The 23065-nt window shown below is 64.2% G+C and carries 27 protein-coding genes; 14 read left to right on the top strand and 13 right to left on the bottom strand.

Annotated features, from left to right (window positions below; all coding sequences use genetic code 11):
• Window positions 1-144: 144 nt before the first annotated feature.
• Window positions 145-591 (bottom strand): VOC family protein, encoded by a 447-nt coding sequence (locus tag MN188_RS13970; protein WP_242109806.1) that lies wholly within the window; start codon window positions 589-591, stop codon window positions 145-147.
• Window positions 592-753: 162 nt separating this feature from the next.
• Window positions 754-1206, bottom strand: a complete 453-nt coding sequence (locus MN188_RS13965) for a nucleoside deaminase (RefSeq protein ID WP_242109805.1) — start codon at window positions 1204-1206, stop codon at window positions 754-756.
• Between the two features lie 71 nt (window positions 1207-1277).
• Between MN188_RS13965 and MN188_RS13960 the strand changes: the two genes are divergently transcribed.
• Window positions 1278-2264, top strand: coding sequence for a pseudouridine synthase (locus tag MN188_RS13960; protein WP_242109804.1), 987 nt, complete (start codon window positions 1278-1280; stop codon window positions 2262-2264).
• Window positions 2265-2270: 6 nt separating this feature from the next.
• On the opposite strand, the gene xseA is transcribed toward MN188_RS13960, so the two are convergent.
• Window positions 2271-3833, bottom strand: coding sequence for an exodeoxyribonuclease VII large subunit (gene xseA / locus MN188_RS13955; protein WP_242109803.1), 1563 nt, complete (start codon window positions 3831-3833; stop codon window positions 2271-2273).
• Between the two features lie 101 nt (window positions 3834-3934).
• Here xseA and MN188_RS13950 point away from each other — a divergent pair, with 101 nt between their 5' ends.
• Entirely contained in the window at window positions 3935-4279 is a 345-nt protein-coding gene (locus tag MN188_RS13950) for a hypothetical protein (RefSeq protein WP_242109802.1), read from the top strand.
• On the opposite strand, the gene MN188_RS13945 is transcribed toward MN188_RS13950, so the two are convergent.
• Window positions 4276-4941, bottom strand: a complete 666-nt coding sequence (locus MN188_RS13945) for a glycine-rich domain-containing protein (RefSeq protein ID WP_242109801.1) — start codon at window positions 4939-4941, stop codon at window positions 4276-4278. The two genes, MN188_RS13950 and MN188_RS13945, sit on opposite strands and share 4 nt — an antisense overlap.
• A 57-nt stretch (window positions 4942-4998) precedes the next feature.
• Between MN188_RS13945 and purD the strand changes: the two genes are divergently transcribed.
• The gene (purD, locus tag MN188_RS13940; protein ID WP_242109800.1) at window positions 4999-6261 is read left to right on the top strand and encodes a phosphoribosylamine--glycine ligase; all 1263 of its coding nucleotides are present in this window, start codon (window positions 4999-5001) and stop codon (window positions 6259-6261) included.
• Between the two features lie 44 nt (window positions 6262-6305).
• Entirely contained in the window at window positions 6306-6851 is a 546-nt protein-coding gene (locus MN188_RS13935) for a hypothetical protein (protein WP_242109799.1), read from the top strand.
• Window positions 6852-6855: 4 nt separating this feature from the next.
• Here the strand turns inward: MN188_RS13935 and MN188_RS13930 are convergent, their stop codons facing one another.
• Together MN188_RS13930 and MN188_RS13925 are read right to left on the bottom strand one after the other, a co-directional pair.
• Window positions 6856-7584: an FG-GAP repeat domain-containing protein gene (locus tag MN188_RS13930; protein WP_242109798.1), complete on the bottom strand. Its 729-nt coding sequence runs from the start codon at window positions 7582-7584 to the stop codon at window positions 6856-6858.
• Window positions 7584-7907, bottom strand: coding sequence for a 2Fe-2S iron-sulfur cluster-binding protein (locus MN188_RS13925; protein ID WP_242109796.1), 324 nt, complete (start codon window positions 7905-7907; stop codon window positions 7584-7586). Before MN188_RS13925 ends, MN188_RS13930 begins: the two co-directional genes overlap by 1 nt.
• A 124-nt stretch (window positions 7908-8031) precedes the next feature.
• On the opposite strand from MN188_RS13925, the gene MN188_RS13920 reads away from it, so the two are divergent.
• The 3 genes from MN188_RS13920 (at window position 8032) to MN188_RS13910 (ending at window position 9456) form a co-directional block, all read left to right on the top strand.
• On the top strand, window positions 8032-8409 hold the full coding sequence (locus MN188_RS13920; protein WP_242109794.1) for an OB-fold nucleic acid binding domain-containing protein: 378 nt from the start codon (window positions 8032-8034) through the stop codon (window positions 8407-8409).
• Between the two features lie 126 nt (window positions 8410-8535).
• Window positions 8536-9063 (top strand): peptidoglycan-binding domain-containing protein, encoded by a 528-nt coding sequence (locus MN188_RS13915; RefSeq protein ID WP_242109792.1) that lies wholly within the window; start codon window positions 8536-8538, stop codon window positions 9061-9063.
• Window positions 9064-9087: 24 nt separating this feature from the next.
• On the top strand, window positions 9088-9456 hold the full coding sequence (locus tag MN188_RS13910; RefSeq protein WP_242109790.1) for a hypothetical protein: 369 nt from the start codon (window positions 9088-9090) through the stop codon (window positions 9454-9456).
• Between the two features lie 149 nt (window positions 9457-9605).
• Here the strand turns inward: MN188_RS13910 and MN188_RS13905 are convergent, their stop codons facing one another.
• The 4 genes from MN188_RS13905 to MN188_RS13890 all read right to left on the bottom strand — a co-directional run bounded on the left by MN188_RS13905 (window position 9606) and on the right by MN188_RS13890 (window position 13088).
• Window positions 9606-9953: a hypothetical protein gene (locus MN188_RS13905; RefSeq protein ID WP_242109788.1), complete on the bottom strand. Its 348-nt coding sequence runs from the start codon at window positions 9951-9953 to the stop codon at window positions 9606-9608.
• A 113-nt stretch (window positions 9954-10066) separates the two neighbouring features.
• A complete protein-coding gene (locus tag MN188_RS13900) occupies window positions 10067-10939 on the bottom strand; it encodes a 50S ribosomal protein L11 methyltransferase (protein WP_242109786.1) in 873 nt (290 codons plus the stop codon).
• 208 nt (window positions 10940-11147) lie between these two features.
• Window positions 11148-11795 carry a peptide-methionine (S)-S-oxide reductase MsrA gene (gene msrA / locus MN188_RS13895; protein ID WP_242109784.1) on the bottom strand — a complete coding sequence of 216 codons (648 nt, stop codon included), beginning with the start codon at window positions 11793-11795 and terminating at the stop codon, window positions 11148-11150.
• A 51-nt stretch (window positions 11796-11846) separates the two neighbouring features.
• Window positions 11847-13088, bottom strand: coding sequence for an MFS transporter (locus MN188_RS13890; protein ID WP_242109782.1), 1242 nt, complete (start codon window positions 13086-13088; stop codon window positions 11847-11849).
• A gap of 132 nt (window positions 13089-13220) precedes the next feature.
• Here MN188_RS13890 and MN188_RS13885 point away from each other — a divergent pair, with 132 nt between their 5' ends.
• Together MN188_RS13885 and MN188_RS13880 are read left to right on the top strand one after the other, a co-directional pair.
• Window positions 13221-14285, top strand: a complete 1065-nt coding sequence (locus MN188_RS13885) for a YeeE/YedE family protein (RefSeq protein ID WP_242109780.1) — start codon at window positions 13221-13223, stop codon at window positions 14283-14285.
• 63 nt (window positions 14286-14348) lie between these two features.
• Window positions 14349-15668 (top strand): L-lactate MFS transporter, encoded by a 1320-nt coding sequence (locus tag MN188_RS13880; RefSeq protein ID WP_242109778.1) that lies wholly within the window; start codon window positions 14349-14351, stop codon window positions 15666-15668.
• A gap of 4 nt (window positions 15669-15672) precedes the next feature.
• Here MN188_RS13880 and MN188_RS13875 read toward each other — a convergent pair whose 3' ends face one another.
• Complete coding sequence (locus MN188_RS13875; RefSeq protein ID WP_420839003.1) at window positions 15673-17859, bottom strand: primosomal protein N'; 2187 nt, start codon at window positions 17857-17859, stop codon at window positions 15673-15675.
• Window positions 17860-17947: 88 nt separating this feature from the next.
• Here MN188_RS13875 and fsa point away from each other — a divergent pair, with 88 nt between their 5' ends.
• From fsa to MN188_RS13850, 5 genes are all read left to right on the top strand, one after another.
• Window positions 17948-18601 carry a fructose-6-phosphate aldolase gene (fsa, locus tag MN188_RS13870; protein ID WP_242109776.1) on the top strand — a complete coding sequence of 218 codons (654 nt, stop codon included), beginning with the start codon at window positions 17948-17950 and terminating at the stop codon, window positions 18599-18601.
• A 186-nt stretch (window positions 18602-18787) separates the two neighbouring features.
• A complete protein-coding gene (locus MN188_RS13865) occupies window positions 18788-19495 on the top strand; it encodes a DUF484 family protein (RefSeq protein WP_242109775.1) in 708 nt (235 codons plus the stop codon).
• On the top strand, window positions 19492-20415 hold the full coding sequence (locus MN188_RS13860) for a tyrosine recombinase XerC (protein WP_242109774.1): 924 nt from the start codon (window positions 19492-19494) through the stop codon (window positions 20413-20415). The genes MN188_RS13865 and MN188_RS13860 overlap by 4 nt, the downstream gene beginning before the upstream one ends.
• Before the next feature lie 87 nt (window positions 20416-20502).
• Window positions 20503-20988, top strand: coding sequence for a hypothetical protein (locus tag MN188_RS13855; protein ID WP_242109773.1), 486 nt, complete (start codon window positions 20503-20505; stop codon window positions 20986-20988).
• A 59-nt stretch (window positions 20989-21047) separates the two neighbouring features.
• The gene (locus tag MN188_RS13850) at window positions 21048-21746 is read left to right on the top strand and encodes a CDP-alcohol phosphatidyltransferase family protein (protein ID WP_242109772.1); all 699 of its coding nucleotides are present in this window, start codon (window positions 21048-21050) and stop codon (window positions 21744-21746) included.
• Here MN188_RS13850 and MN188_RS13845 read toward each other — a convergent pair.
• Both MN188_RS13845 and MN188_RS13840 read right to left on the bottom strand, forming a co-directional pair.
• Window positions 21743-22579 carry an EamA family transporter gene (locus MN188_RS13845; RefSeq protein ID WP_242109770.1) on the bottom strand — a complete coding sequence of 279 codons (837 nt, stop codon included), beginning with the start codon at window positions 22577-22579 and terminating at the stop codon, window positions 21743-21745. The genes MN188_RS13850 and MN188_RS13845 overlap by 4 nt on opposite strands.
• Window positions 22576-23034 carry a methylated-DNA--[protein]-cysteine S-methyltransferase gene (locus MN188_RS13840; protein WP_242109768.1) on the bottom strand — a complete coding sequence of 153 codons (459 nt, stop codon included), beginning with the start codon at window positions 23032-23034 and terminating at the stop codon, window positions 22576-22578. The genes MN188_RS13845 and MN188_RS13840 overlap by 4 nt, the downstream gene beginning before the upstream one ends.
• Window positions 23035-23065: the final 31 nt, after the last annotated feature.

Genomic DNA, 23065 nt, shown 5'->3' with positions numbered 1-23065 from the left:
TGCCGAACACCGGGCGCAGCGCGTGCGAAGGTTTTCTGCACTCGCATCTTCTTTGCACGCAAAATACGGCTCTGTCCGCAAAGCCGACATTGGATGGACTACTCACTGTGCCCTGGAGGCCCGGCGCCGCACGGGTAGGGCGCGTCAGCCGACCGCCGCCGCCTCTTCGTCGCTCAAGGCGCGACTGGGCAGCCAGGCATAGCCTTCGTCACTAAGGATCACGCATTCGCGTAGCCCGTGCGGCTTGTTTTCTGGTGCCTGCAAAACCGTCGCGCCAAACGCCTTGGCGCGCACCGCCGCGTCGTCAGGGTCGGTGCCATAAAGCCGCAATTCGATCCCTGCCCCGCGCGCGCCTGCCTCGGGCAGAAGCGACGGCAGGGGGTGGCTGTGATAGGTATGGTCGCCGTGCAACTGGAACACCTGCCCGCCATAGGTCATGATGGCGAAATCGTCGCTTATCCGGTGCGCTGTCATCTCAAAGACCTCGACCAGGAACGCGGACAGCGCGCGCACATCCCGCGTCAGTATATTGATCCCCAGCCCGGTCAGGGACGCGCCGAAATCCTCCGCCGTGGTCGTTTCAAAATCCATGTCACGCTCCTGTATTCAAATTGCGCAAGTGGCGCGGGCGTCGCGATGCCCTGCCACGATAGGGCGCAATCAATCCATCGGCAAACCGTGCCTGGGGTCCGGGCAAGGGTCTTGAGCCAATGACACACGATCAACCTGATTACTGAAGCTGGCGCAAGGGCATCACCGTTTCGCGGCAAAGAAGGTCTTCAGCAGCGCCTCGGCCTCATCGGCCTGAAACCCGTCCAGAACCTCGGGCACGTGGTGGCATTGCGGATGGGAAAACACCCGCGGCCCCTGCGCCACGCCGCCTGATTTCGGGTCGGCAGCACCGTAATACAGCCGCCGGATGCGCGCAGAGGAGATCGCCGTGGCGCACATCGGGCAGGGTTCCAGGGTGACATAGAGGTCATGGCCCGGAAGCCGTTCACTGCCCGCCGCAGCACAACCTGCGCGGATTACCAGGATCTCGGCATGGGCGGTTGGGTCGTTCAGCTCGCGCGTCCGATTTCCGTCCCGCGCCACGATGGTGCCATCTGGTCCGACCAGCACCGCACCCACCGGCACTTCACCCCGCGCCGCGGCCTTGCGCGCTTCGTCCAGGGCGGCATCCATATGCGAGGTGAAAGGACTCATGCCCCTTCCTGCCCTGCCCTGCCCGCTTTGCCAAGGCTTTCCCTTTGCCCAAACGCGCGCTATGCGGGGGCATGACACAGGAAACTCCCAAGACACCGGACGGCGACCGCATCGCCAAGGTTCTGGCCCGCGCGGGCGTCGCATCGCGCCGCGAAGCCGAGCGCATGATCGAAGCGGGCCGCGTGGCCGTGAACGGCAAGGTCATCGACAGCCCCGCGCTGAACGTGACCACAAAGGACCAGATCATGGTCGACGACGCGCCCCTGGCCGAGCCTGAGCCGCCGCGCCTGTGGCTGTACCACAAGCCCCTGGGCCTGGTGACCACGGCGAAGGACGAAAAGGGGCGTGAGACGGTTTTTGACACTCTGCCCAAGGATCTGCCGCGCGTGATGAGCGTGGGGCGGCTGGACATCAACTCTGAAGGCCTGCTGCTGCTGACCAATGATGGCGGCATCAAGCGCAAGTTGGAGCTGCCCTCGACCGGATGGGTGCGCAAATACCGCGTCCGCGTGAAAGGGGAGCCGAGCGAGGACACGCTGGCCCCATTGCGCCGTGGCATCACTGTGGATGGCGAACGGTTCCAGCCGATGACCGTGTCGCTGGATCGCCAACAGGGCGCGAACGCCTGGCTGACCGTGTCGCTGCGCGAAGGCAAGAACCGCGAAATTCGCCGCGCGATGGAGGCCGTGGGCCTGTCCGTGAACCGCCTGCTGCGGGTCAGCTATGGCCCGTTCAAACTGGCCGAACTGAAGGCCGGACAGGTCGAAGAGATCAAAGCCCGCGTGATGCGCGACCAATTGGGCATGGCGCATGAGGAGGCTCCGGCGCAGACGCGTGGCAAGCCTGTGCGCAGCCGCAAGGGCGCGCCGGGTGGAAAACCGGGTGGCAAGTTCACCGGTAAGCCCAGTGGCAAACCGGGTGGCAAGCCTGCCGGTAAGCCTGCCGGACGGGCCACCTCAGGTCCGCGCGGCAAACCAGCCGGTAAACCCGCCCCGAAAAACCGCGCCGCCGATCCCGGCAAACGGTTCACGCCGAAAGGCAAACGCCCCAGCCGGTAGGTTGGCTCAGAACAGCGACCCTTGCCCGGGCGTGGGCGTTTTCGGTTTCGGCTTGGGTTTTTTCGCAGGTTTGGCGGGCGCCTCACCCAACGCCAGACGCCCATCGGCGAACTCGATTTCCAGCGCCCCGGCCTTGCCGGCGGCCTTGGCGGTTGTCACCACGTCGCCGTCGCCGCGCACCACTGCGTAGCCGCGCTTCAGCGTTTCGGTATAGCCCAGCGTTTGGCGCATCCGCTCCAACGCATCCATCCGGTCGCGATGCTTGGCCGTGTTGACCGCGAAAGCCCGCTCCAGCCGCTTGGCCGCCTCTGCCAACGCGTCCTTTCGCAAGGTCGTGGCCTCGCCCAGTCGCGCGCCGTCCAGACGCGGCGCCAACCGGTCCAGTTCGCGCCGCTTTTCCGCTGCTGCCCGGCCCAGCGCCGGACCCAGACGGGCACCGGTGGTCGCGATCCGGTCGCGCATCGGCTCCAATCGCGCGGTCAGCACGCGGGGGCGCAGGCCCGCCGAGGCTTCGGTCAGTTTCACCCGCCGCGTCGCGGTCAAGCCGCGCAGGGCGTTGGGCAAGCGCAGGCTGACCTGATCCAGCCGCTGCCGCGGGCTGTCCAGAAGCGCCTCGGCCCGGGGCAAGGCCCGGGACAGGTCGCGCAAGCGCTGGCCGCGCTGCATCACCGCCTGGCCCATGCCGCGCGACAGCCGTGCGCTTTGCTCCTCGACCCAGGCCAGCAACTCCAACCGCACCGGCACCGCGTGTTCCGCCGCCGCCGTGGGCGTGGGCGCGCGCAGATCCGAGACATAGTCGATCAGCGTCGTATCGGTTTCGTGCCCGACCGCCGAGATCAGCGGTATATCGGACGCGGCCACCGCACGGGCCACGATTTCCTCGTTGAAGCCCCATAGGTCCTCGATCGACCCGCCACCGCGCGCAACAATCAACAGGTCGGGCCGGGGCAGTGCGCCGCCGGGGGTGAGCGCGTTGAACCCGTCGATCGCGCGCGCCACTTCCGGCGCACAGGCCGCGCCTTGCACAGCGACGGGCCAGATCAGCACCTTGCGCGGAAACCGGTCGCGCAGCCGGTGCAGGATGTCACGGATCACCGCGCCTGACGGGCTGGTCACGACCCCGATCACCTCGGGCAGATATGGCAGGCGCTGTTTGCGACCCACATCAAACAGCCCCTCGGCTGCCAGCGCCTTCTTGCGCTTTTCCAGCATCGCCATCAGCGCGCCTTCGCCGGCGACCTCGACCTCTTCGACATTCAGATTGTATTTCGACTGCGCGCCGAAGGCGGTCAGCTTGCCGGTGACGATGACCTCCAACCCTTCCTCGGGTTGCACCGACAGCCGCGCCGCCTGGCCCTTCCAGGTGGTGCAGGCCAGCACGTTCCTGTCGTCCTTCACGTCGTAATACAGATGGCCCGAGCGCGCCTTGAACACGCGCCCGACCTCACCGCGCACGCGCACGCGCCCAAACGCGCCTTCGATGGTCTTTTTTACCGCGCCGGAGATTTCCGAAACGGTGAATTCCGGGGCATTTTCGCCGGGGGTGGTATCTTCAAGAAGGTCGGACATGGGGGCCTGTGTGCTGCTTTGCGCCCATCCTATGGCGGTGTGCCGCCGAGGGGAAGGGCACAGGCTTGGCCCCCGCCCGCAAGCCTGTCACCTTACCCGGCATGAAACGTCTTCTTCTGATCCTGCCCCTTGCGGCCTGCACCGACCAGCCCAGCCATATCCCGAACCCGCTGTTTCTGCCCGCGCAGGCGGTGTCCTCGACCGTGCAAAACGCGCGCTATGATGCGCGGCGCGCGCGGGTGGAGCGCCATGTCACTGCGAATTTTGTCGCCATCATCGGGGAAATCACGGCCGGCGGCGGGCCGCTTTTGTCCACCGCGATGGAGCTGGCCTGGATCCCTGCCCCCAAGCGCCCGGCGATCACCCGCCTTTTGGCGGAAGACATCACGCTCTATCACAACGATGCCGAGGCGTTGGTCGTGGCCCTGATGGTGCACGGCGCCTAGTCGCCGCCGCAATCCGCCCCCCCGTCCGAGGAGGAAGAACAGGCCGTGTGACCCGAGTAAGCGCCACCGCTGCCTGGTGCCTTGTCCCGCGCCGCAAGGAAGAAGAACACCAAGACAACCAGAACGGCAAGACCGGCCCCGCTGATGTCTTCATTTCCGGTGAAGAACATCACACCAGAGACGACACCAACACAGGCCAGCGCGCCCAGCTTGATGGCTGTCCTTCGCGTTCGCCCGCCCGCCTGCGCCGGTTTCGCGGGCATGCGCGGCCACAAGGCTTCGGACGGGGCCATGCCAAACTCGGCCTCATAGAGCGCCAGCGTGCGTGCATATTGCGCAGCGTGTTTGGCGTCATCCCCTGCACCCGCGCTCGGATCGTGATGCAACGGTCTGGCCAACACGTCCTTGCACAGCCCGTCCCAATAGGCGCGGGTATGGGTCAGGTGCAGGTGCCATGCCTTGTCGATGGCCTGGGACGGCGTCACGGGTGTTTCGCTGACCTGACTCAGATACACAAACCGCCGGTAGTCATCCGTGACCGCATCGGCAAATGCATGGTCCCATTTGTTTTGGGTCCTCAGCTTGGCCGTGAAGCCCTGGTCGTCTCCTGGCCGCTCTAAGGGATAGGCTTTCAGTCTGTGCCACAAATCCGGGTCACGCATGCTTGTTTCCAGTGCCTTCAAACGATATGCCCCACGCAATAGCAAAGGGAGCGCATCATGAACATCCTCATCCTTGGCAGCGGCGGGCGCGAACATGCATTGGCCTGGGCCGTGATGCAGAACCCGAAATGCGACCGTTTGATTTGTGCGCCGGGCAATGCGGGCATGGCGGCCATCGCGGACTGCGCCAGCATCGACATAATGGATGGCGACGCGGTCGTGACCTTCGCCCAGGAAAACACCATTGATTTCGTCATCATTGGCCCCGAGGCGCCGCTGGCTGCCGGGGTTGCCGACCGTCTGGAAGAGGCCGGGATCCTGGCCTTTGGCCCATCCGCCGAGGCCGCCCGTCTGGAAGCCTCGAAAAGCTTCACCAAGGAAATCTGCGACGCGTCCCAAGCCCCGACAGCAGGCTACGCCCGCTTTACCGCACCGGACCCTGCCAAGGATTATATCCGGCGCGAAGGCGCCCCAATCGTGGTCAAGGCCGACGGTCTGGCCGCTGGCAAGGGCGTTATCGTCGCGATGACCGAAGACGAAGCACTGGCCGCCATCGACGACATGTTCGACGGTGAGTTCGGCGACGCGGGCGCCGAGGTCGTGATCGAGGAATTCATGGAGGGCGAAGAAGCGTCCTATTTCATCCTGTGTGACGGCAAAACTGCCCTGCCCATCGGCACCGCCCAGGACCACAAACGCGTGGGCGACGGCGACACCGGGCCGAACACCGGCGGCATGGGGGCCTATTCTCCTGCCCCGGTTCTGACCGACGCGGTGGCGCAAAAGGCGATGGATGAAATCGTCAACCCGACCGTGGCCGAAATGGCCAAACGTGGCACCCCCTACAAAGGTGTGCTGTATGCCGGTCTGATGATCAAGGACGGCCAGCCCCGGCTGGTGGAATACAACGTGCGCTTTGGCGACCCGGAATGCCAGGTTCTGATGATGCGCCTGGGCGCACAGGCGCTGGACCTGCTGCTGGCCTGCGCCGAGGGGAGGCTGGATCAGGCACAGGTGAACTGGGCCGACGATCATGCCATCACCGTGGTGATGGCCGCGAACGGATACCCCGGGCCTTACGAAAAAGGCAGCGTGATCAAGGGGCTGGATACCCTGCCCGAGGACAGCCTGAACATGGTGTTCCACGCGGGCACCGCCAAGGTTGACGGTCAGATCACCGCCACCGGTGGTCGTGTGCTGAACGTGACCGCGCGCGGCGACAGCCTGTCCGAGGCCCGCGCCCGCGCCTATGCGATGGTCGACGGGATCGACTGGCCCGACGGTTTCACCCGCTCCGACATCGGCTGGCGCGCGCTGTAAGGGCTGTGCAAGCCCGCTTCAAACCGGCCCCGGCGCGCGGGCATGTGAGCTTTCACCTCGACGGGCCGATCCTGTCGCAGGAAGATGGCTGGACACTTGATCTGACCCAGGTCACGCGCGTCGCATTTGTGCAAACTCGTGTGAAATCAAATGTCTTTCGCCACATGGACCTGTGGCAGGGCGACCTCCGCCACAGCGTCAGCTGGAGCGGTCTGGCAGGCGATTGGACCACCGATCCCGAGGCCTTTGCCTTCCTCGATCTTTGCAGCGCCACAGCCGATGCGCTGGCCAAGGTGCAGCCGGACCTCAGGATCACCTGGGGCACCTATGGTCGGTCCCGCAAATGGATGTTTGCCATCGGGCTGATCGCCCTCATCGCAGGGCTTGGCCTGTTCCCGATCGCGGCGTTGTCCGGCGTGGCGACATCGAAACTGCTGACCGCTGCCATCCCGATGATTGCGCTGGTCCTGATTGGAAGCACGCTGGTCGCGGGCTATGCCCCGTGGCGCAAACAGCCGACGCTTGCGGCAGGGGATTTGCGTGGGGTTCTGACCCGGATCGCGGAGCGTGCCCGCGCGCCGCAGTCCTAGCGCGTCAGTCCTTGCAGGCCAAAGCGGCGGCAAAGCTGTCGCGGCCTTCGAATGGCCCGACCCGATTGGATGACAGGGCTTTCCCGTCAAACCCTACCGCCATCACCTCGCGCCAATCTCCCGAGGCCACGATCATCTCAGGCCCCGCGCCGCAATCGCGCATCCCGCCCGAGATGAAGTCCTCCCCAATCCGGTGGTTGCTTATGCCGGGGGCCGAGGCGACCTCGCGCAGCTCCCGGCCTGCCAGCCGCCAGACCCGCAGCACCTTGGCCAGATGCGGGCGATCGACATAGGCAATCTCGACAAAGCCGTCCCCATCCAGATCGGCAATGCCCACCGGCGCCAGCCAGCGGTTGGCCTGGCCGATGAACGGCGTTGCAGTGACAAGCCCGGTTTCGTCATAGATCGCCAGCCGCGCGCCCCGGTCACGGTCGCTTTCAACCACCGCGACCTGCGTGGCGCCATCGTCATCGACGAACAGACGCGGCGCAAGGTCCTCGAACACGCGGGTTTCCGGCAGACGGATCACCACGCGGTCGATCATCTTGGTGGCGCAGTCCAGACAGCGATCGACGGTCAAGACCAGCGCGCCCCATTCGACATCATCGCCCAGCACGCCGTGGGCATAGCGCGTGGTGGGCTCGGCGTATTGCGCCTCGGTAATGATGTCAGGCGGGGTGGCCCAGGCCGCCCCCGCCCAGATGGCGGTCAGAAACGCCGCCAGGCGCCGCATTAGATCTGCTTTTCCGGCATTTTCACGACCAGACCGTCCAGCGCATCGGTGACCTTGATCTGGCAAGTCAGGCGCGACGTGGTGGCGTTCGGTTCAAACGCGAAATCCAGCATGTCCTCTTCCATCGCGTCCCGCGCAGGCAGCTTTTCGACCCAGGCATCGTCCACATAGACGTGGCAGGTGGAACAAGCACAGGCGCCGCCGCAATCGGCCTCGATGCCGGGGATGTTGTTGTCGCGCGCACCTTCCATGACGGTCAGGCCATTGGCCACGTCCACGACATGCTCTTTGCCGTTGTGCTCGACATAGGTGATCTTTGCCATCTGGCTCTCTCCATTCGTTGCTCGCGCTGTGTTTAGACAAGCCATATGTATATCGCCAGCCCGTTTTGCGACCCCTCACATGTCGCAGTTGCGTGATCGCGGGAAATGTTCCATATTTGTTCTCATGCGTGCCCCGAAACAGCCCTGGCCCCGTCCGCCCCACGCGATCCCGCATCACCTGTTGCACCTGCCGCCCAACGGGGCGCTTGTGACAGTGGCGGGGCTGGTCCTGGTGCGCCAACGCCCCGGCACGGCGAACGGCGTGATCTTCCTTACGCTTGAGGATGAAACCGGCGTGTCCAACATCATTGTCTGGCGTAAAGCCTATGAGGCGTTTCGCCGCGCGGTCGTTTCCGGCCGCTGCCTGCGCGTGACGGGCCGACTGCAACGCGAAAGCGGCGTGGTGCAGATCATCGCCGAGCGGATCGAGGACATCTCGCACATGCTGGACGATCTTGCCCGCCCCCCGGAGCTGGAGACTGACACAGCCCCTGCCCGGTAAATGGGCTGGGTGAACAAGGAAGGCGAAGCTTTGCGCACGCGCCCAGCCATGGGGCTATGACAGTGCGGTGAAACCGGGTAACCTGCCCGCGAAACGGTCACAAGAACCGCAATTGAGCACGAGCACATGATCCGACCCCTTATCGCCCTTGCGGCCCTGATGACCCTGACCGCCTGCGTCAGTCCCACCGGCCCCGCCGCGCCCGATGGCGCCACTCTTCTGGCCCCGGGCGAAGGCCCGCCCGACGCGCGCTCCGGCGCTTGCTACGGCAAAGACGTGACCCCCGCGGTGATCGAAAGCGTCACCGAACAGGTGCTGATCCAACCGGCACAAATCGCCTCGGACGGCGCGGTGATCGCACCGGCGGTCTACAAGACTGACGTGCGCCAACGCATCGTGCAGGAGCGGCGTGACTACTTCTTCGAAGTCCCCTGCCCGCATCTGTTCACGGTCGAGTTCGTATCGACCCTGCAACGCGCCCTGACCGTGCGTGGGGTCTACAAGGGGCCTATCAACGGCACCCTGGATCCCCGCACCCGCAAAGCGATCCGCAATTTCCAGCTGCCCGGCTTCAACTCGGACCTTCTGACAATGGACAGCGCGCGGCGATTGGGGTTGATCGCCTATGAGCGGGGCGCGAGTGACGGGTCCTAAGGAAGCAGGGCGCTTGCCTAAGCTGTGGAATCACCTCTGGCCACAAATTTGTGCCAGGCGGCGCAGTCCACGAAACCGCCTTTTACTCATGTGCATCAGGATGTGGCCTACCCAGTTCCAGGTCAGGTCATTCTGGCCTCAAGGCGGCACTTCCGCACATTGACTGACATGACGTCGCTGGAAACCGCGCAATCGAAAATCCTTGGCGTCGAGCATGTCTACTACTTCCACAATGTGAACACGTCACACCATTTCTATTTGTGGATGGTGCCCCGGGTATCCTTGGATGTCACAATTCGGAAAATCCGTCGAATCTGTTCGCCCGACCCTTCTGCACGCACGCGCTTGTTTCGCGACAACGCAAGGCATGTTGCGCGTGAAAGAAACCGCTGAACAGATCGCAGGTGACATAAAGACGGCGTGAAGCTTTGTCTTGCGCCCCACTCCCCGAATATCGAAAGGCCCCCGTGGTTTTCCACGAGGGCCTTTCTGGTCACAGGTCGGATCCCGGGGGACAGTCCGGAACCCATTGATTGCTTATTTCACATCAGCGGCTTGAGTTGCCCGGCAACCCACAGCGTGACTGGATCGGCGTGCATCGCCCAGGCCCCTGCCTGTTCGATCGCGCTGCCAGCGGCCAGCTTTTCGACGCGGTCCTGATAGGTGATCGGACCGATTTGAGCCAGCAGGAAGCCCTTGAACACAAGGAAGACTGCGAGCGTCAGCAGAAGGCCCCGGAACGGGAACCCGCGACGTGTGCTGCGACGTGCTTTGGGGACGAGGATCCCATCACGTTCGACCAGCTGCACGTAACCGCGCGACAGTTTCTGATGTTTGCGGTCGATGTTGCGCAACCGCTTGTTGAACTTGACGTAGTTGGCTTCGGCCATCTTCGCCTCCTGAGTGCTGGCCCCCACCAACAATGACAAGATTCAGGCGAAATGCGGCGAGAATGTGGCAAAACCCTGGAAACCGATTGTTTCCAAGCATTTTTTAGACGTTTTTAGGGCGCGCGTTGCAGCGTGAGCGTCGTCCAGTCAACAATCTCATCCCGGTTAACCAGATTGAACCCGTTTTGGCGATAAACCGCGATCACCTCGTCGGCCTGCGGGTTCAGAATGCCTGACAAGATGGCGAATCCCTGCGGCGAGACAGAATCACCCATGTCAGGCGCCAGGCCGATCAACGGGCCTTTCAGAATGTTGGCGAACACCAGGTCGAACGGTGCGGCCTGGCGCAGGTCAGGGGCATCGAACCCGGCGGCTTCAACGCAATGGACGCGCTCCTCGAGGTGGTTCGCCGCCACGTTCGCACGCGCCACGTCGACCGCAACCTGATCGATGTCGCTGGCAATGACCGGGTTGGGCCAGATCCGCGCGGCGGCCATGGCCAGAACGGCGGTGCCACAACCGATGTCGGCAACGTTCCGGCCGACAAAGCCGTTCTGCGCCAAACGGTCCAGCGCGCGCAGGCATCCCAGGGTGGTGCCGTGATGCCCGGTGCCGAAGGCCATCGCCGCATCGATCAAAAGCCCGATCTTGTCCTTGGGCAGCTGATCCGCATCGTGGGTTCCGTAAACGAAGAAACGCCCGGCCTCGACCGGGGCCAATTCGCGTTTCACATGGGCGACCCAGTCGACCTCGGGCAGTTCCGAAACGGTGAAGTCTTTCGCCCCGTGCAGGGTGGACAACAACGCCAGGCCAGCGGTGTCAGGGTTTTCGGTGAAATAGCCGCCGACCTCCCACAAGCCGCTGTCATCCTCGACCTCGAACACGCCGATGCCGGTGGGTTCTGGGATCAGGTTTTCCATCGCGGCGCCCAGCGCCTCGGCGTCAGCCTTGCCAGCCAAGGTGGTCAGAGCGGTCCAAGTGGGCATGTCGCATCCTTTCATGAGTTGACAGGGGCCTAGACGGGGGGGCGGGCCGGGTCAAGCTGTGCGACTCGAAACGGGGCGCTCCCGCCCATCGTTGACGCTGACGCGTCGCCTCTGGTTGGGCGTGGCGCGCTACGCGCGAAGGGGCGCCCCTTCCCCGGAGCGACGAGGTGGGTGAGTGGGCGGCGCTTCGGGGAAGGGGGCTGTGGTCTCAGGCGCCAGTGCCGATCGGGCAGGTCACACCGGTGCCGCCAATACCGCAATAGCCCGCCGGGTTTTTCGACAGGTATTGCTGGTGGTAGTCTTCGGCCGGGTAGAACGGGCCAGCCAGCTTGATCTCGGTGGTGATCGGACCGAATCCAGCGGCTTTCAGTTTCGGCGCGAACGCCGCTGCCGTGCTGCGGGCGGCGGCCAATTGGCCTTCATCCATTGCGTAGATCGCAGAACGGTATTGCGTGCCCATGTCGTTGCCTTGGCGCATCCCCTGGGTCGGGTCGTGGTTTTCCCAAAACACGGTCAGCAAGTCCTCATAGCTGACCACCGCCGGGTCGAACACCACGCGCACAGCCTCGGTATGCCCGGTCTTGCCGGTGCAGGTTTCTTCATAGGTCGGGTTGGGCGTAACCCCGCCCGCGTTGCCAACCATGGTCAGCCAAACGCCCGGCACCTGCCAGAAAACGCGCTCGACACCCCAGTAGCAGCCCATTCCAAACACCGCGACCTCCATGCCGTCGGGCACGTCCATCGTCAGGGGGCGGGCAAAAACGTGGTGGGTTTCGGGGCTGAGAACCGAGGCCTCGCGCCCTGGTAGCGCGTCCTGTGCGCTAACCATTTCCGTCTTGTTCCGTGCAAAGATCATTTCAACCTCCTGTTCGCGTCCGACCAAGATAGCAACGCGGCGCGCCAATTTCTACTCAGCCGGGGCCGCAACAAATCGTGAGAACACCGTTTCGTTGCCCTTTTCCGGGTGGCGCGGGATCATCAAGGCCAGGGCGAGCGACACAGCGGCCATCGCTGATGCCAAACCGAACACCGCCCCCGGTGAAACGACCCACAGATATCCCAGCAACGCCGGCAGGAACACCGCCGCGATGTGGTTGATGGTGAAGGCCACCGCCGCCGTGGGCGCGATGTCCTGTGTGTCAGCGATCTTCTGGAAATAGGTCTTCAGCGCGAAGGCCAGCGCAAAGAACATGTGGTCGATCACGTAAAGCGTCGCCGCCAGCACCACGCCCCAGCCGAAATAGTAGATCCCACCATAGGCCAGGAACACGCAGATCAGCCCAACATATTCGAAGGTCAGCGCACGGCGTTCGCCCCAGATCGTCACCGCCTTGCCCATCAGGGGGGCGAAAATCATGTTGGCGACGAAGTTGATCAGGAACAGCGCCGTGACCTCATGCACTTCGAAGCCGAAACGCTCGACCATCATGAAGGCGGCGAAGACGGTGAAGATCTGGCGCCGTGCGCCCGACATGAATTGAAGCGCGTAGTAAAGCCAATAGCGGCGGCGCAGCACGAAGGTCTTCAACTGTGGTTCCGGGCTTTCGAACTGCGGGTAGGCAAAGAAGCAAAACAGCGCAATGGCCGCCGTGACCCCGCCCGACACCATGTAGACAAAGTTGTAGCTGAGCCCAAAGCTTTTCCATGTCACCACAAGCAGCCCATAGGCCACCAGCGACGCAGCCGAGCCGACCGCCATGATCCAGCCCAGCATTTGCGGTGCGCGTTTCTTGTCGATCCACTGCAGCTGAAGGCTCTGGTTCACCGTCTCATAGTAGTGAAAGCCGATCGACGACAGCATGGTCAGGACCAGGATGCCCCCCAGCGACGGGAACCAGGCGGTGATCGCCGTGGCCACACCCAGAAGGCCCAGCGCGACGATGCCCAGCACCTGTTCGCGCATGATCATCATCAGGGCGATGACACCAATGGCCAGAAAGCCCGGGATTTCGCGCACCGTGTGCAGCCAGCCGATCTCGACCCCGGTGAAATCGACAACCTCGATCACCCAGTTGTTCAACAGCGCCGACCAGGTGGAAAAGGCGATCGGCATCGCGGCGGCCATCAACAGCAGCAGGAAAACCGGCCGCCGCCAAACCGGCAGCCCCTGAGCTTCGTTCAGGGTCAGAATGTTGTGTCGTGTCGCCATGATCCCGGCTTACGCGGGAAACCCGCCTGTGGCGAGCGCAAATCGTATGCGCAAAACCGCATGTTTCTGACATGGATCAAGGCAAGTTCCCGCCTTTACCCCCACAACCCCGCCAGAATTCAAGGAGGCACCATGGATATCGTCCCGCTGATCGACCGGATCGGAGAAGAACCCACAGCCGCGCTTTTCGGCTTAATCACCGGCATCGTGTTCGGCGTGTCTGCGCAACGCTCGCGGTTTTGCCTGCGCGCCGCTGCGGTGGAATTTGCCCGCCGCATGATGGACAGCTCGGTCGCCGTCTGGCTTCTGACCTTCTCGACCGCGCTGGTCTGGGTGCAGGGCGCCGCCCTGGTGGGCCTGATGCGGACCGAGGACGCGCGCATGATGGCCGTCACCGGAAGCTGGTCCGGCGCGGTGATCGGGGGGCTTCTGTTCGGCGTCGGCATGGTGCTTGCGCGCGGTTGTTCAGGCCGTCTTCTGGTGCTGGCCGCAACGGGAAACCTGCGCTCTGTCGTGTCCGGCCTGATCTTCGCCGTGGTCGCTCAGATGAGCCTGCACGGCTGGTTGTCGCCCACCCGCGATTACCTTGCCCGTCTTTGGATGACCGATGGCGGCGTGAACGTGAACCTTCTGACCGCGATTGGCGCGCCGGAATGGGCCGGGCTGGCGCTTGGCCTGATCGCCGCCGTGCTGGCCATCGTCATCGCGCGCAAATCCGGCATGGGCTACAAACGGCTGGTGTTTGGCTCGGGCGTGGGCTTTGCCGTCGCCCTTGGCTGGGTGCTGACCTATCAACTGTCGCTGGCCGCGTTCGAGCCGGTTTCGGTCACCTCGGCCACATTCTCGGGCCCGTCGGCCAATACGCTGATGTTCTTCCTGATCCCCGACCCGGTGCTGGAATTCGACGTGGGCCTGGTGCCCGGCGTCGTGATCGGTGCCTTTGCTGCCAGCTGGTTCGCCGGCGACTTCAAGTTCCAGGGGTTCGACGGTGAAGCCAACATGCGCCGTTCGATGACCGGCGCTGTCCTGATGGGCTTTGGCGCCATGCTGGCCGGTGGCTGCGCAATCGGCGCAGGCGTCACTGGCGGGTCGATCTTCGTCGGCACCGCGTGGCTCGCGCTCCTGTGCATGTGGATCGGCGCGATGGTCACCGATGCCCTGGTGGACCAGCGCGGCCCCCAGGCCGTCGCGGCCTGATCCAGATCATTTCCAAAACGGAACCATTTCGGGCACTCTGACCACAGAGGGGGAGGGTTCGTCATGTCGACCAAAGGCACCGAAGCGCAAGAATACACCGGAAATCGCTGGGGGGTCGTGCTGGGCGCGGTGCTGATCCAGCTGGCTCTGGGCGCGATTTATGCCTGGTCCGTCTTCACCCCCGCCCTGACCGACCTTGGTTGGAGCAAGATGGAAACACAGGCCGTCTTTGCCATCGGGCTTGCGATGTTTGCCATCGTGATGGTGTTCGCCGGGCGGCTCATGGCCCGGTTGGGACCGCGCGCGCTGGCCCTGATGGGCGGGGCGACGCTGGGCGCGGGCTATGTGCTCGCGGGCCTGCTGGGAAGCACCTCGTTCTGGGTCGTCGCGATCTGTGTCGGTGCGATTGGCGGCGCCGGGATCGGGCTGGCCTATATGGTGCCGATCGCCGTGGGCATGCGCTGGTTCCCCGACCGGAAAGGCATGATCACCGGCCTGGCTGTCGCGGGCTTCGGCTTTGGCGCGATGGGCTGGGTCAAGCTGGCGGGCAGCTGGGGCGGGTTGATCGAGCGGATCGGTCTGGATGGCACTTTCGTCATCTATGGTCTGATATTCGCCGCCCTGATCGGGATCGGGTCACTGTGGATGCGCATGCCGCCCAAGGGCTGGGTTCCCGCGGGTTTCGTGGCCTCTGCGGCTGCAACTGGGCGCAAAGGACGCGAGAACTTTACCACCGCCGAAATGCTGCACACACCACAGTTTTACCTGATCTTCCTGACCTTCGCCGTGTCCGCAGGCAGCGGGCTGATGTCGATCGGGCTGATGAAGCTTTACCCGATGGAGGCGCTGCAGGCCCAGGGGCTAACCCTGGCCGAGGCCAGCGCCGTAGCCGGGACCGCGATGGCGGTGTTCTTTTCATTGGCCAACGGGATCGGGCGCGTGGCCTGGGGCACGATCAGCGACAAGCTGGGCCGCCGCCGGTCCCTGATCATCATGGCGACAAGCCAGGCGGTGTTCCTGTTCGCCTTCACCGCGATGGCCGGGACGCCGTGGCTGTTGTACCTGGGCGCGGCGCTGATCGGTTTCAACTTCGGTGGCAACTTTGCCCTGTTCCCCGCGATCACCGCCGACACATTCGGCAACGACCGGATTGGCCAGAACTACCCGATGGTGTTTTTGAGCTACGGCGCGGGCGGCATTGCTTTCCCGATGCTGGGCGGCGTGCTGGGCGATCTTGGCAACTTCCCCTTGGCGTTTTCAGTTTGTGCAGGCGCCTGCCTGCTGGGCGCATTGTGTGTGGCCCTCATCCGGGTACCGGATCAGGAAGAAGCCCACCGGCCCCCGTCGGTGCACGGGTTTTTGCACCAGATGCACTGGGACTAAGCGCCTAATAGAAGCTCTGCGGGTCGATATCGACGGTGATGCGCAGGTCGCCTTTGACCGGGAACTGACGTAGCCAGCGCGCCAGCGCGGCCTGGATCGGCGCGGTCTTTTCCGCCTTCACCAACAATCGTACCCTGTGGCGGCCGCGAATGCGCGCGATGGGCGCGGGTGCCGGGCCGAACACCTGCGCGCCAATTTCGCGCAAGGGACCATCGGCGCGCGCCATCGCACTGCCCAGGTCGAACACCTCCTGCACGTCTGGTGAGGACAGGACGATGCCTGCCAGCCGACCATAGGGCGGCACGCCGACCGCGCGACGCTCGGCGGCTTCGGCCTGCCAAAACGCCTCTTCGTTGCCTGCCAGGATGGCGCGGATCACCGGGTGTTCGGGTTGGAACGTCTGCAACATCGCGACCCCCGGCACCTCGGCCCGACCCGCCCGGCCTGCAACCTGACGGATCAGCTGAAAGGTACGTTCCGCCGCGCGCAGGTCCGAGCCCTGAAGCCCCAGGTCGGCGTCGATCACCCCCACCAGGGTCAGCAGCGGGAAATTGTGCCCCTTCGCCACCATCTGCGTGCCGATGATGATGTCAGCCCCTCCGGCAGCGATCAGTTCCACCTGATCCTTCAGCGCGCGGGCTGAGCCGAACAGGTCGGATGACAGCACCGCCACACGCGCCTCGGGAAAAACCTCGCGCACCTCTTCGGCCAGACGCTCGACCCCCGGCCCGACCGGGGCCAGCTTGCCCTCGACTTCACACGATGGGCAGACCTCGGGCATCGGTTTCGTTTCGCCGCATTGGTGGCAGACCAGACGCTTCAGAAACCGGTGTTCGACCATGCGCGCGTCGCAATGGTCACATCCGATCTGGTGGCCGCACGCCCGGCAGATCGTCACCGGGGCATAGCCACGCCGGTTCAGGAACAAAAGCGCCTGTTCGCCCTTCTCCATCCGGTCGTTGACCGCGCGTTTCAGAGTGGGCGACACCCAGCGGTTGCCCGGCAAATCCTCGACCCGCATGTCGATCGCCTGCATCTTCGGCATCACCGCCGGACCAAAGCGGCTGGTCAGCTCCAACCGCGTGTATTTGCCCGCCTCGGCATTGGCCCAGCTTTCCAGCGACGGCGTCGCGGTGGCCAGCACCACCTGTGCGTCACAGATCGAGGCGCGCAGCACCGCCATGTCCCGCGCGGAATACAGCACGCCGTCTTCTTGTTTGTAGGAGGTGTCGTGTTCTTCATCGACAACCACCAGGCCCAGATCGCGAAACGGCAGATAGAGCGCCGAGCGCGCACCGACGACCAGCGAAGCCTCGCCCTGCCCGACCATGCGCCAACAGCGGCGTCGTTCGGTCATCGTGACGCCGGAATGCCATTCCGCAGGCCGCGCGCCGAACCGCGCCTCGACCCGTTTCAGGAACTCGGACGTCAGGGCGATTTCCGGCAGCAGCACCAGCGCCTGACGCCCCTTTTTCAGGCATTCGGCGACGGCTTCAAGATAGACTTCGGTCTTGCCCGACCCGGTCACACCGCGCAATAGCGTGGTGCCGTAAGCGCCCGCGCGCACTGCGTCGCGCAGCGACTTTGCAGCCCCAACCTGATCGCCCTCAAGCGCTTTGCCGGGGCGCATCGGGTCCAGATGCGGATAGGGAAGATCGCGCGGCGTATCCTCTTCGCGGATCGCGCCCAGCTTTATCAGCCCCTTCGCCACGGATGACGACACCCCCGCCAAATCCGTCAACTCTTTCAGCGTGAAGGCAACACTCGGGTTCTCATCCAGCACCGCCATCACCTTGGTGCGCGCATCGGTCAACCGGTTCGGGCGCGGCCCGCCCGGACGCAACACTTTGCGCATCGACGGCGGGTCCGACAGGCCCGGCGCACGGGTGGCCAGACGCAGCATCTGCTCCATCGGGGTCAGGGTGTAATCGGCCACGCGGGTCAGGAACTCGGCCATTTCCGCGCGCATCGGCGCCACGTCCAGCACCCGGATCACACTGCGCAGTTTCGAGGCATCGAACCCGCCCTCGCCCGGCGCCCAGACCACGCCAATCACCTTGCGCGGACCCAAAGGCACCTCGACGAAGGCACCCTGCCAACAGCCGCCCTCAGGCGCGCGATAGGTCAGAATGCGATCCAGCGGTTGGGTGGTCAGCACCCCCACGCGGTCACCTTCGTTATAGAACCTCACGCCCACGGGGTCTCCTTTACGGGGTTTCTGTCGGACCAGACATAGGCTATGAGAGCGCCAACATGAACCCGCCTGACAGGACCCTGCCATGAAATTTTTTGCCGATACTGCCGATATCGACGCCATCGCCGAGCTGAACGCTCTGGGCATGGTCGACGGCGTGACCACCAACCCGTCGCTGATCAAGAAATCCGGCCGTGACATCCTGGAAGTGACCAAGGAAATTTGCGACCTGGTCGATGGCCCGGTTTCCGCCGAAGTCACCGCCACCGACGCCGACCAGATGATCGCCGAAGGCCGCAAGCTGGCCAAGATTTCGGACCAGATCGCGGTCAAGGTTCCGCTGACCTGGGATGGGCTGAAAGCCTGCAAGGCGCTGTCGGACGATGGCACGATGGTCAACGTGACCCTGTGTTTTTCCGCCAATCAGGCGCTTCTGGCCGCCAAGGCGGGCGCGACCTTCATTTCGCCCTTCATCGGCCGGTTGGACGATATCAACATCGACGGCATGGACCTGATCGCGGACATTCGCACGATCTATGACAATTACGGGTTCGACACGCAGATCCTGGCCGCCTCGATCCGCACAGTGAACCACATGAAGGACGCGGCCCTGATCGGTGCCGACGTGGCCACCGCGCCGCCCAACGTGATCCAGGCGATGGCGAAACACGTTCTGACCGACAAAGGGTTGGAGACCTTCCTGGCCGACATCGCGGCCGCAGACATCAAGATCCTGTAAGGTCGTCGCCAGACGGAAAGAAAAGCCCCGCGCCACCCGGCTGCGGGGCTTTTTCACGCCTGCCGCACCTCAGCCCGAGTGGCTCGTTAACCTCTTTACTGCCGCCTGTTGCCAAAAAACTGCTGAATTTCCTGCCCGTCTGCCCTATACTGTCCGGCAACAAACAAAAGAAGACCCGAGGCAGACATGAGCGACCCCGCAGTGATCGATGACGATCTGCGCGAGAAACTTCTCTCGCAACCCGAAACCATTCTGGATGACCAGGACCTGATGCGCGCCCTGATCGCGGCGAATGAACGCGCGATGGGGGCCAATATCGTCGACATGCGCGGCATCGCGATGGAACGGCTTGAGGCGCGGCTGGATCGGCTTGAGGAAACGCACCGCAGCGTGATCGCCGCCGCCTACGAAAACCTGGCCGGGATGAACATCATCCACCGCGCCATCCTGCGCATGCTGGACCCGGCGGATTTTGCCGAATTCATGAAAGAACTGGACGGCGAGGTCGCCGAGATCCTGCGCGTCGATTGCGTGCGCTTGGTGCTGGAAACGGTGCAGGACGACAAGAACCCTGCCGTGAAGAAACTTGGCGCGGTGCTGTCCACGGCCGAACCGGGCTTCATTGACGAATATCTGAACCAGGGCCGCGACACCGGCCAGCGCCCCGTCACCTTGCGACAGGTGCGCGAGCAGGATGAAAGCATTTACGGCGAAACCGGGTTCTGGGTCCGCTCCGAAGCCTGCCTGCGTCTGGACCTGGGCGAAGGTCGCCTGCCCGGCATGTTGGTACTGGGCGCCGAGGACCCGCATCAGTTCAAACCCGGTCAGGGCACCGACCTTCTGGCCTTTTTCGGCGGCGTGTTCGAACGGGCGATGCGCCGCTGGCTGTCATGAGCCTTACGATCTCGCCCGGCGCGCGCAACGCGCTTGAGGGCTGGATCGACCACATCCGCGCGCTGGACGGCGCGGCGGACAATACACTCACGGCCTATCACACCGATGTTCTGGGGTTCCTGGCCTTCATGGCCGGGCATCTTGGTGGCGCCCAAGGCCGCGCGGCACTGGCGCGGGTCAGCATCCGCGACATGCGCAGCTGGATGGCCCACGAACGCAGCACTGGCACCGGGGCAAGGTCGCTGGCACGCAAATTGTCCGCGGTGAAAGGGTTTTACCGCTGGCTATCCGAGCGCGATGGATTTGACGCCACTGCCGTCCTGTCCACCCGATCGCCGAAATTCACCAAGAAGCTGCCCCGCCCCTTGGCCGAAGACGCCGCGCGCGCGGTGATTGAGACCGCCGGATTGCAATCCACCACGGGCTGGGTGAATGCCCGCGACATGGCGGTGGTCACCTTGCTCTATGGCTGCGGGTTGCGCATTTCCGAGGCGCTGTCGCTGACCGGCGCCGATGCGCCCCTGCCCGGCGTGCTGCGCATCAGCGGCAAGGGGGGCAAGGAACGCCTGGTTCCAGTCCTGCCCGCCGCCCGCGATGCGGTAACCGCCTATCTGGCCGCCTGCCCACACCCACAGGCGCCCGACGCGCCGCTGTTTCGCGGTGTGCGTGGCGGCGCGCTGAACCCGCGCCAGCTGCAAAAGACGGTCGAGGCCGCCCGCCTGCAACTGGGCCTACCCGCCAGCGCCACGCCCCATGCGATGCGCCACAGCTTTGCCACCCATCTTCTGAACGCCGGCGGTGATCTGCGCGCCATTCAGGAGCTTTTAGGCCACGCATCACTGTCCACCACCCAGGCCTACACCGCGGTAGACACCGCGCGCCTGATGGAAGTTTACGACAAGGCGCATCCACGGGCCTGACACTGTCCCGGGGCAAGAAACCCTTTGTTCAGGGTGTTCTGGCAGGATGGCCGCGACCATCCCCGAAACCAGAAAGGTGCCCTCATGATGGACAAGTCGATCGCCGCCCTGATGTCGCGCGTCCCCGCCGCCCAACTTCCCGCCAATTCCCCCGCCCAGCCCACCGACCTGTCACAGAAGATCTCAGATCTGATGGCGGATCGCGGGCCGATGGGATTTGCCGAGATCATGAAAGGTGAAACGGGGCTGAAAGGTCTTGTGCCGCTGTTGCAGGAATTCGACGTTGAGACGCCCAAGGGGCGCACTCCGGACCAACCATCCTCGTCACTTACCGATCAATTCGGTTTTGTCCCGCCAAAGGCACCCAGCGGGCGGCCCGCCGCGATCGCCGAACGGCCAGACTTGCAGTCCGCCCCGTTGCGTGAAACCCCGTTTGACGCAGGCGACTTTACCCCGCCGGCGGAGCGCGATGGCCTGGCCCGACTCAGCCCCGGCGCGCTGTTTGCCGGCACGCTGGCCGCGTCACCGGACACGACGGGCATGACCGGCTATGGACGTCTAGGCGACGATTGATCCGCACGACAAGGCACCCTGCCATTGCATGACCCGGCCGCATCCGGCATGAACAGGCCATGACAATTCAGACCAAAGCCTTCTTCGTTCACCTGTTCACCGCAACTGGGGCCGTTTTCGCCATGTTGGCCATGCTGGCCGCCGTGGACGAAAAGTGGGGGCTGATGTTCCTGTGGCTGGTCATCGCCTTCTTTGTCGACGGGCTGGATGGGCCGATGGCGCGCCATTACGAGGTCAAGCGCAACGCGCCGCAGATCGATGGCGTGCTGCTGGACTTGATCATCGACTACCTGACCTATGTTTTTATTCCCGCCTATGCCCTGTTCAAATCAGGGCTTTTGCCGGGCTGGACCGGCTGGCTGGCGATCATCGTGATCACCTATGCCAGCGTGGTCTATTTCGCCGACACGCGAATGAAGACCAAGGACAATTCTTTCGCCGGTTTCCCCGGCTGCTGGAACATGCTGATCCTGGTCCTGTTCGCGACCGAACCGAATTTCTGGCTGATGCTTGCCATCATTGTGGCCCTGGCGGTGACCATGTTCACGCCGCTGAAATTCATCCACCCGGTGCGCACCGAGCGCTGGCGCGCCCTGTCGCTTCCGATTGCCCTTGCGTGGACTTTCTTCGCTGGCTGGGCCGCCTGGGTCGATTTCGACCCGCAAAGCTGGGCGCTTTGGGGGCTGGTCGTGACCTCGGTCTACCTTCTGGCGGCCGGCATCGTGCAGCAAATCATTCCGGCCCGCACCACAGCCTAAGTTCGGGTCAGAACCACGCCCAGCACGATCAGTCCCGCCGCCACCAGCTTGCCGCGCTGCATCGGTTCGCGAAAGACGACCCAACCGATCAGAACCGCAAACAGGATCGAGGTTTCGCGCAGCGCCGTGACCAGCGCGATCGGCGCCTGGGTCATCGCCCAGACCACCACCGCATAAGCCACGTACGACGCCGCCGAGGCCACGCCCCCCAAAGCCCAGCCACGTGGCGTGTTTGCCAACACCCGGCGCCCGTGCAACGCCAGCACCACGGGGGTGTAGAACAGCGCCGACAGGATCAGAAGCCACGCCACATAGGTCACCGGATCGCCCGACACCCGCGCGCCCATACCATCGACCAGAGAATACCCCGCCGTCGCACATGCCGAGCCCAGCGCATAGGGCAACAAACGGCGGCTTTCGTCGTTGCGAAACACGCCCTGCGCCATCAAAAGGATGCCAAGGCCCAACACCGCCACGCCGGTATACTCCCGCCCGGTGATCACGTCGCTCAGCACGACCGCGCCCACGATGGCCACGATCAGCGGCGCGGTGCCGCGGGCAATCGGGTACACCCGGCTAAGGTCACCGTGTTCATAGGCGTAGGCCAGGAACAGCTGATAGGCCATGTGGATCAGGCCCGAGGCGATGAGCCAGGGCCAGACCTCGGCGGCCGGTAAGGGGCGCAGCGATACCACCACCGCACCAATCGCGGCGTGGCCCAGGGTGAGCATCAGCATGCCCGTCTGCTTGTCGCCGCCGGTCTTGATCAACGCGTTCCAGAACGCATGCAGAAAGGCCGCGCCCAGCACTGCCAGCAGAACGACAGGCGTCATATGAGCAGCCCCGCCGCGCCTTCGTGGCGCAGTAGCCAGACCTTGGTTTCAACACCCCCGGCACCGGAAAACCCGACCATTTTGTCGCCCGCGCCCAGCACGCGGTGACAGGGGATGATGATCGGGATCGGATTGCCGCCACAGGCGCTGCCCACGGCCTGGGCGGATTTGCCAGTGGCCTTGGCGATATCGCCATAGGTGACGGTGTCGCCGAAGGGAATGGCCGACATTTCATCGCAAACCGCGCGCTGGAACGCCGAACCGTCGACCCGCAGCGGCAGATCGAAGCGCTGAAGCTCACCGGCGAAATAGGCGCGCAACTGGGTGATGGCCCGGGTCAGAACTGGGGTCTCATCGCCCTCGGCCACGGCGTCCCAGGTCACGCGGGTGATTGCCCCGCCCTCTTCGTGAACTCCCAAGCGCCCGACGGGCGTATCCAGAATTGCGATGGCCATGGGACAAGCCTAAACGCAAAACGCCCTGACC

The sequence above is a fragment of the Aliiroseovarius subalbicans genome (genome assembly GCF_022678625.1).
Classification (GTDB): domain Bacteria; phylum Pseudomonadota; class Alphaproteobacteria; order Rhodobacterales; family Rhodobacteraceae; genus Aliiroseovarius_A; species Aliiroseovarius_A subalbicans.
Note: the sequence above shows the minus strand (reverse complement) of the source record. Positions and strands in the feature narration are given on the sequence as shown.

Coding starts and splice junctions, on each gene's coding strand:
- MN188_RS13970 (WP_242109806.1), bottom strand. CDS start 591: ATGGATTTTGAAACGACCACGGCGGAGGATTTCGGCGCGTCCCTGACC.
- MN188_RS13965 (WP_242109805.1), bottom strand. CDS start 1,206: ATGAGTCCTTTCACCTCGCATATGGATGCCGCCCTGGACGAAGCGCGC.
- MN188_RS13960 (WP_242109804.1), top strand. CDS start 1,278: ATGACACAGGAAACTCCCAAGACACCGGACGGCGACCGCATCGCCAAG.
- xseA (WP_242109803.1), bottom strand. CDS start 3,833: ATGTCCGACCTTCTTGAAGATACCACCCCCGGCGAAAATGCCCCGGAA.
- MN188_RS13950 (WP_242109802.1), top strand. CDS start 3,935: ATGAAACGTCTTCTTCTGATCCTGCCCCTTGCGGCCTGCACCGACCAG.
- MN188_RS13945 (WP_242109801.1), bottom strand. CDS start 4,941: ATGCGTGACCCGGATTTGTGGCACAGACTGAAAGCCTATCCCTTAGAG.
- purD (WP_242109800.1), top strand. CDS start 4,999: ATGAACATCCTCATCCTTGGCAGCGGCGGGCGCGAACATGCATTGGCC.
- MN188_RS13930 (WP_242109798.1), bottom strand. CDS start 7,584: ATGCGGCGCCTGGCGGCGTTTCTGACCGCCATCTGGGCGGGGGCGGCC.
- MN188_RS13925 (WP_242109796.1), bottom strand. CDS start 7,907: ATGGCAAAGATCACCTATGTCGAGCACAACGGCAAAGAGCATGTCGTG.
- MN188_RS13920 (WP_242109794.1), top strand. CDS start 8,032: ATGCGTGCCCCGAAACAGCCCTGGCCCCGTCCGCCCCACGCGATCCCG.
- MN188_RS13915 (WP_242109792.1), top strand. CDS start 8,536: ATGATCCGACCCCTTATCGCCCTTGCGGCCCTGATGACCCTGACCGCC.
- MN188_RS13905 (WP_242109788.1), bottom strand. CDS start 9,953: ATGGCCGAAGCCAACTACGTCAAGTTCAACAAGCGGTTGCGCAACATC.
- MN188_RS13900 (WP_242109786.1), bottom strand. CDS start 10,939: ATGCCCACTTGGACCGCTCTGACCACCTTGGCTGGCAAGGCTGACGCC.
- msrA (WP_242109784.1), bottom strand. CDS start 11,795: ATGATCTTTGCACGGAACAAGACGGAAATGGTTAGCGCACAGGACGCG.
- MN188_RS13890 (WP_242109782.1), bottom strand. CDS start 13,088: ATGGCGACACGACACAACATTCTGACCCTGAACGAAGCTCAGGGGCTG.
- MN188_RS13885 (WP_242109780.1), top strand. CDS start 13,221: ATGGATATCGTCCCGCTGATCGACCGGATCGGAGAAGAACCCACAGCC.
- MN188_RS13880 (WP_242109778.1), top strand. CDS start 14,349: ATGTCGACCAAAGGCACCGAAGCGCAAGAATACACCGGAAATCGCTGG.
- fsa (WP_242109776.1), top strand. CDS start 17,948: ATGAAATTTTTTGCCGATACTGCCGATATCGACGCCATCGCCGAGCTG.
- MN188_RS13865 (WP_242109775.1), top strand. CDS start 18,788: ATGAGCGACCCCGCAGTGATCGATGACGATCTGCGCGAGAAACTTCTC.
- MN188_RS13860 (WP_242109774.1), top strand. CDS start 19,492: ATGAGCCTTACGATCTCGCCCGGCGCGCGCAACGCGCTTGAGGGCTGG.
- MN188_RS13855 (WP_242109773.1), top strand. CDS start 20,503: ATGGACAAGTCGATCGCCGCCCTGATGTCGCGCGTCCCCGCCGCCCAA.
- MN188_RS13850 (WP_242109772.1), top strand. CDS start 21,048: ATGACAATTCAGACCAAAGCCTTCTTCGTTCACCTGTTCACCGCAACT.
- MN188_RS13845 (WP_242109770.1), bottom strand. CDS start 22,579: ATGACGCCTGTCGTTCTGCTGGCAGTGCTGGGCGCGGCCTTTCTGCAT.
- MN188_RS13840 (WP_242109768.1), bottom strand. CDS start 23,034: ATGGCCATCGCAATTCTGGATACGCCCGTCGGGCGCTTGGGAGTTCAC.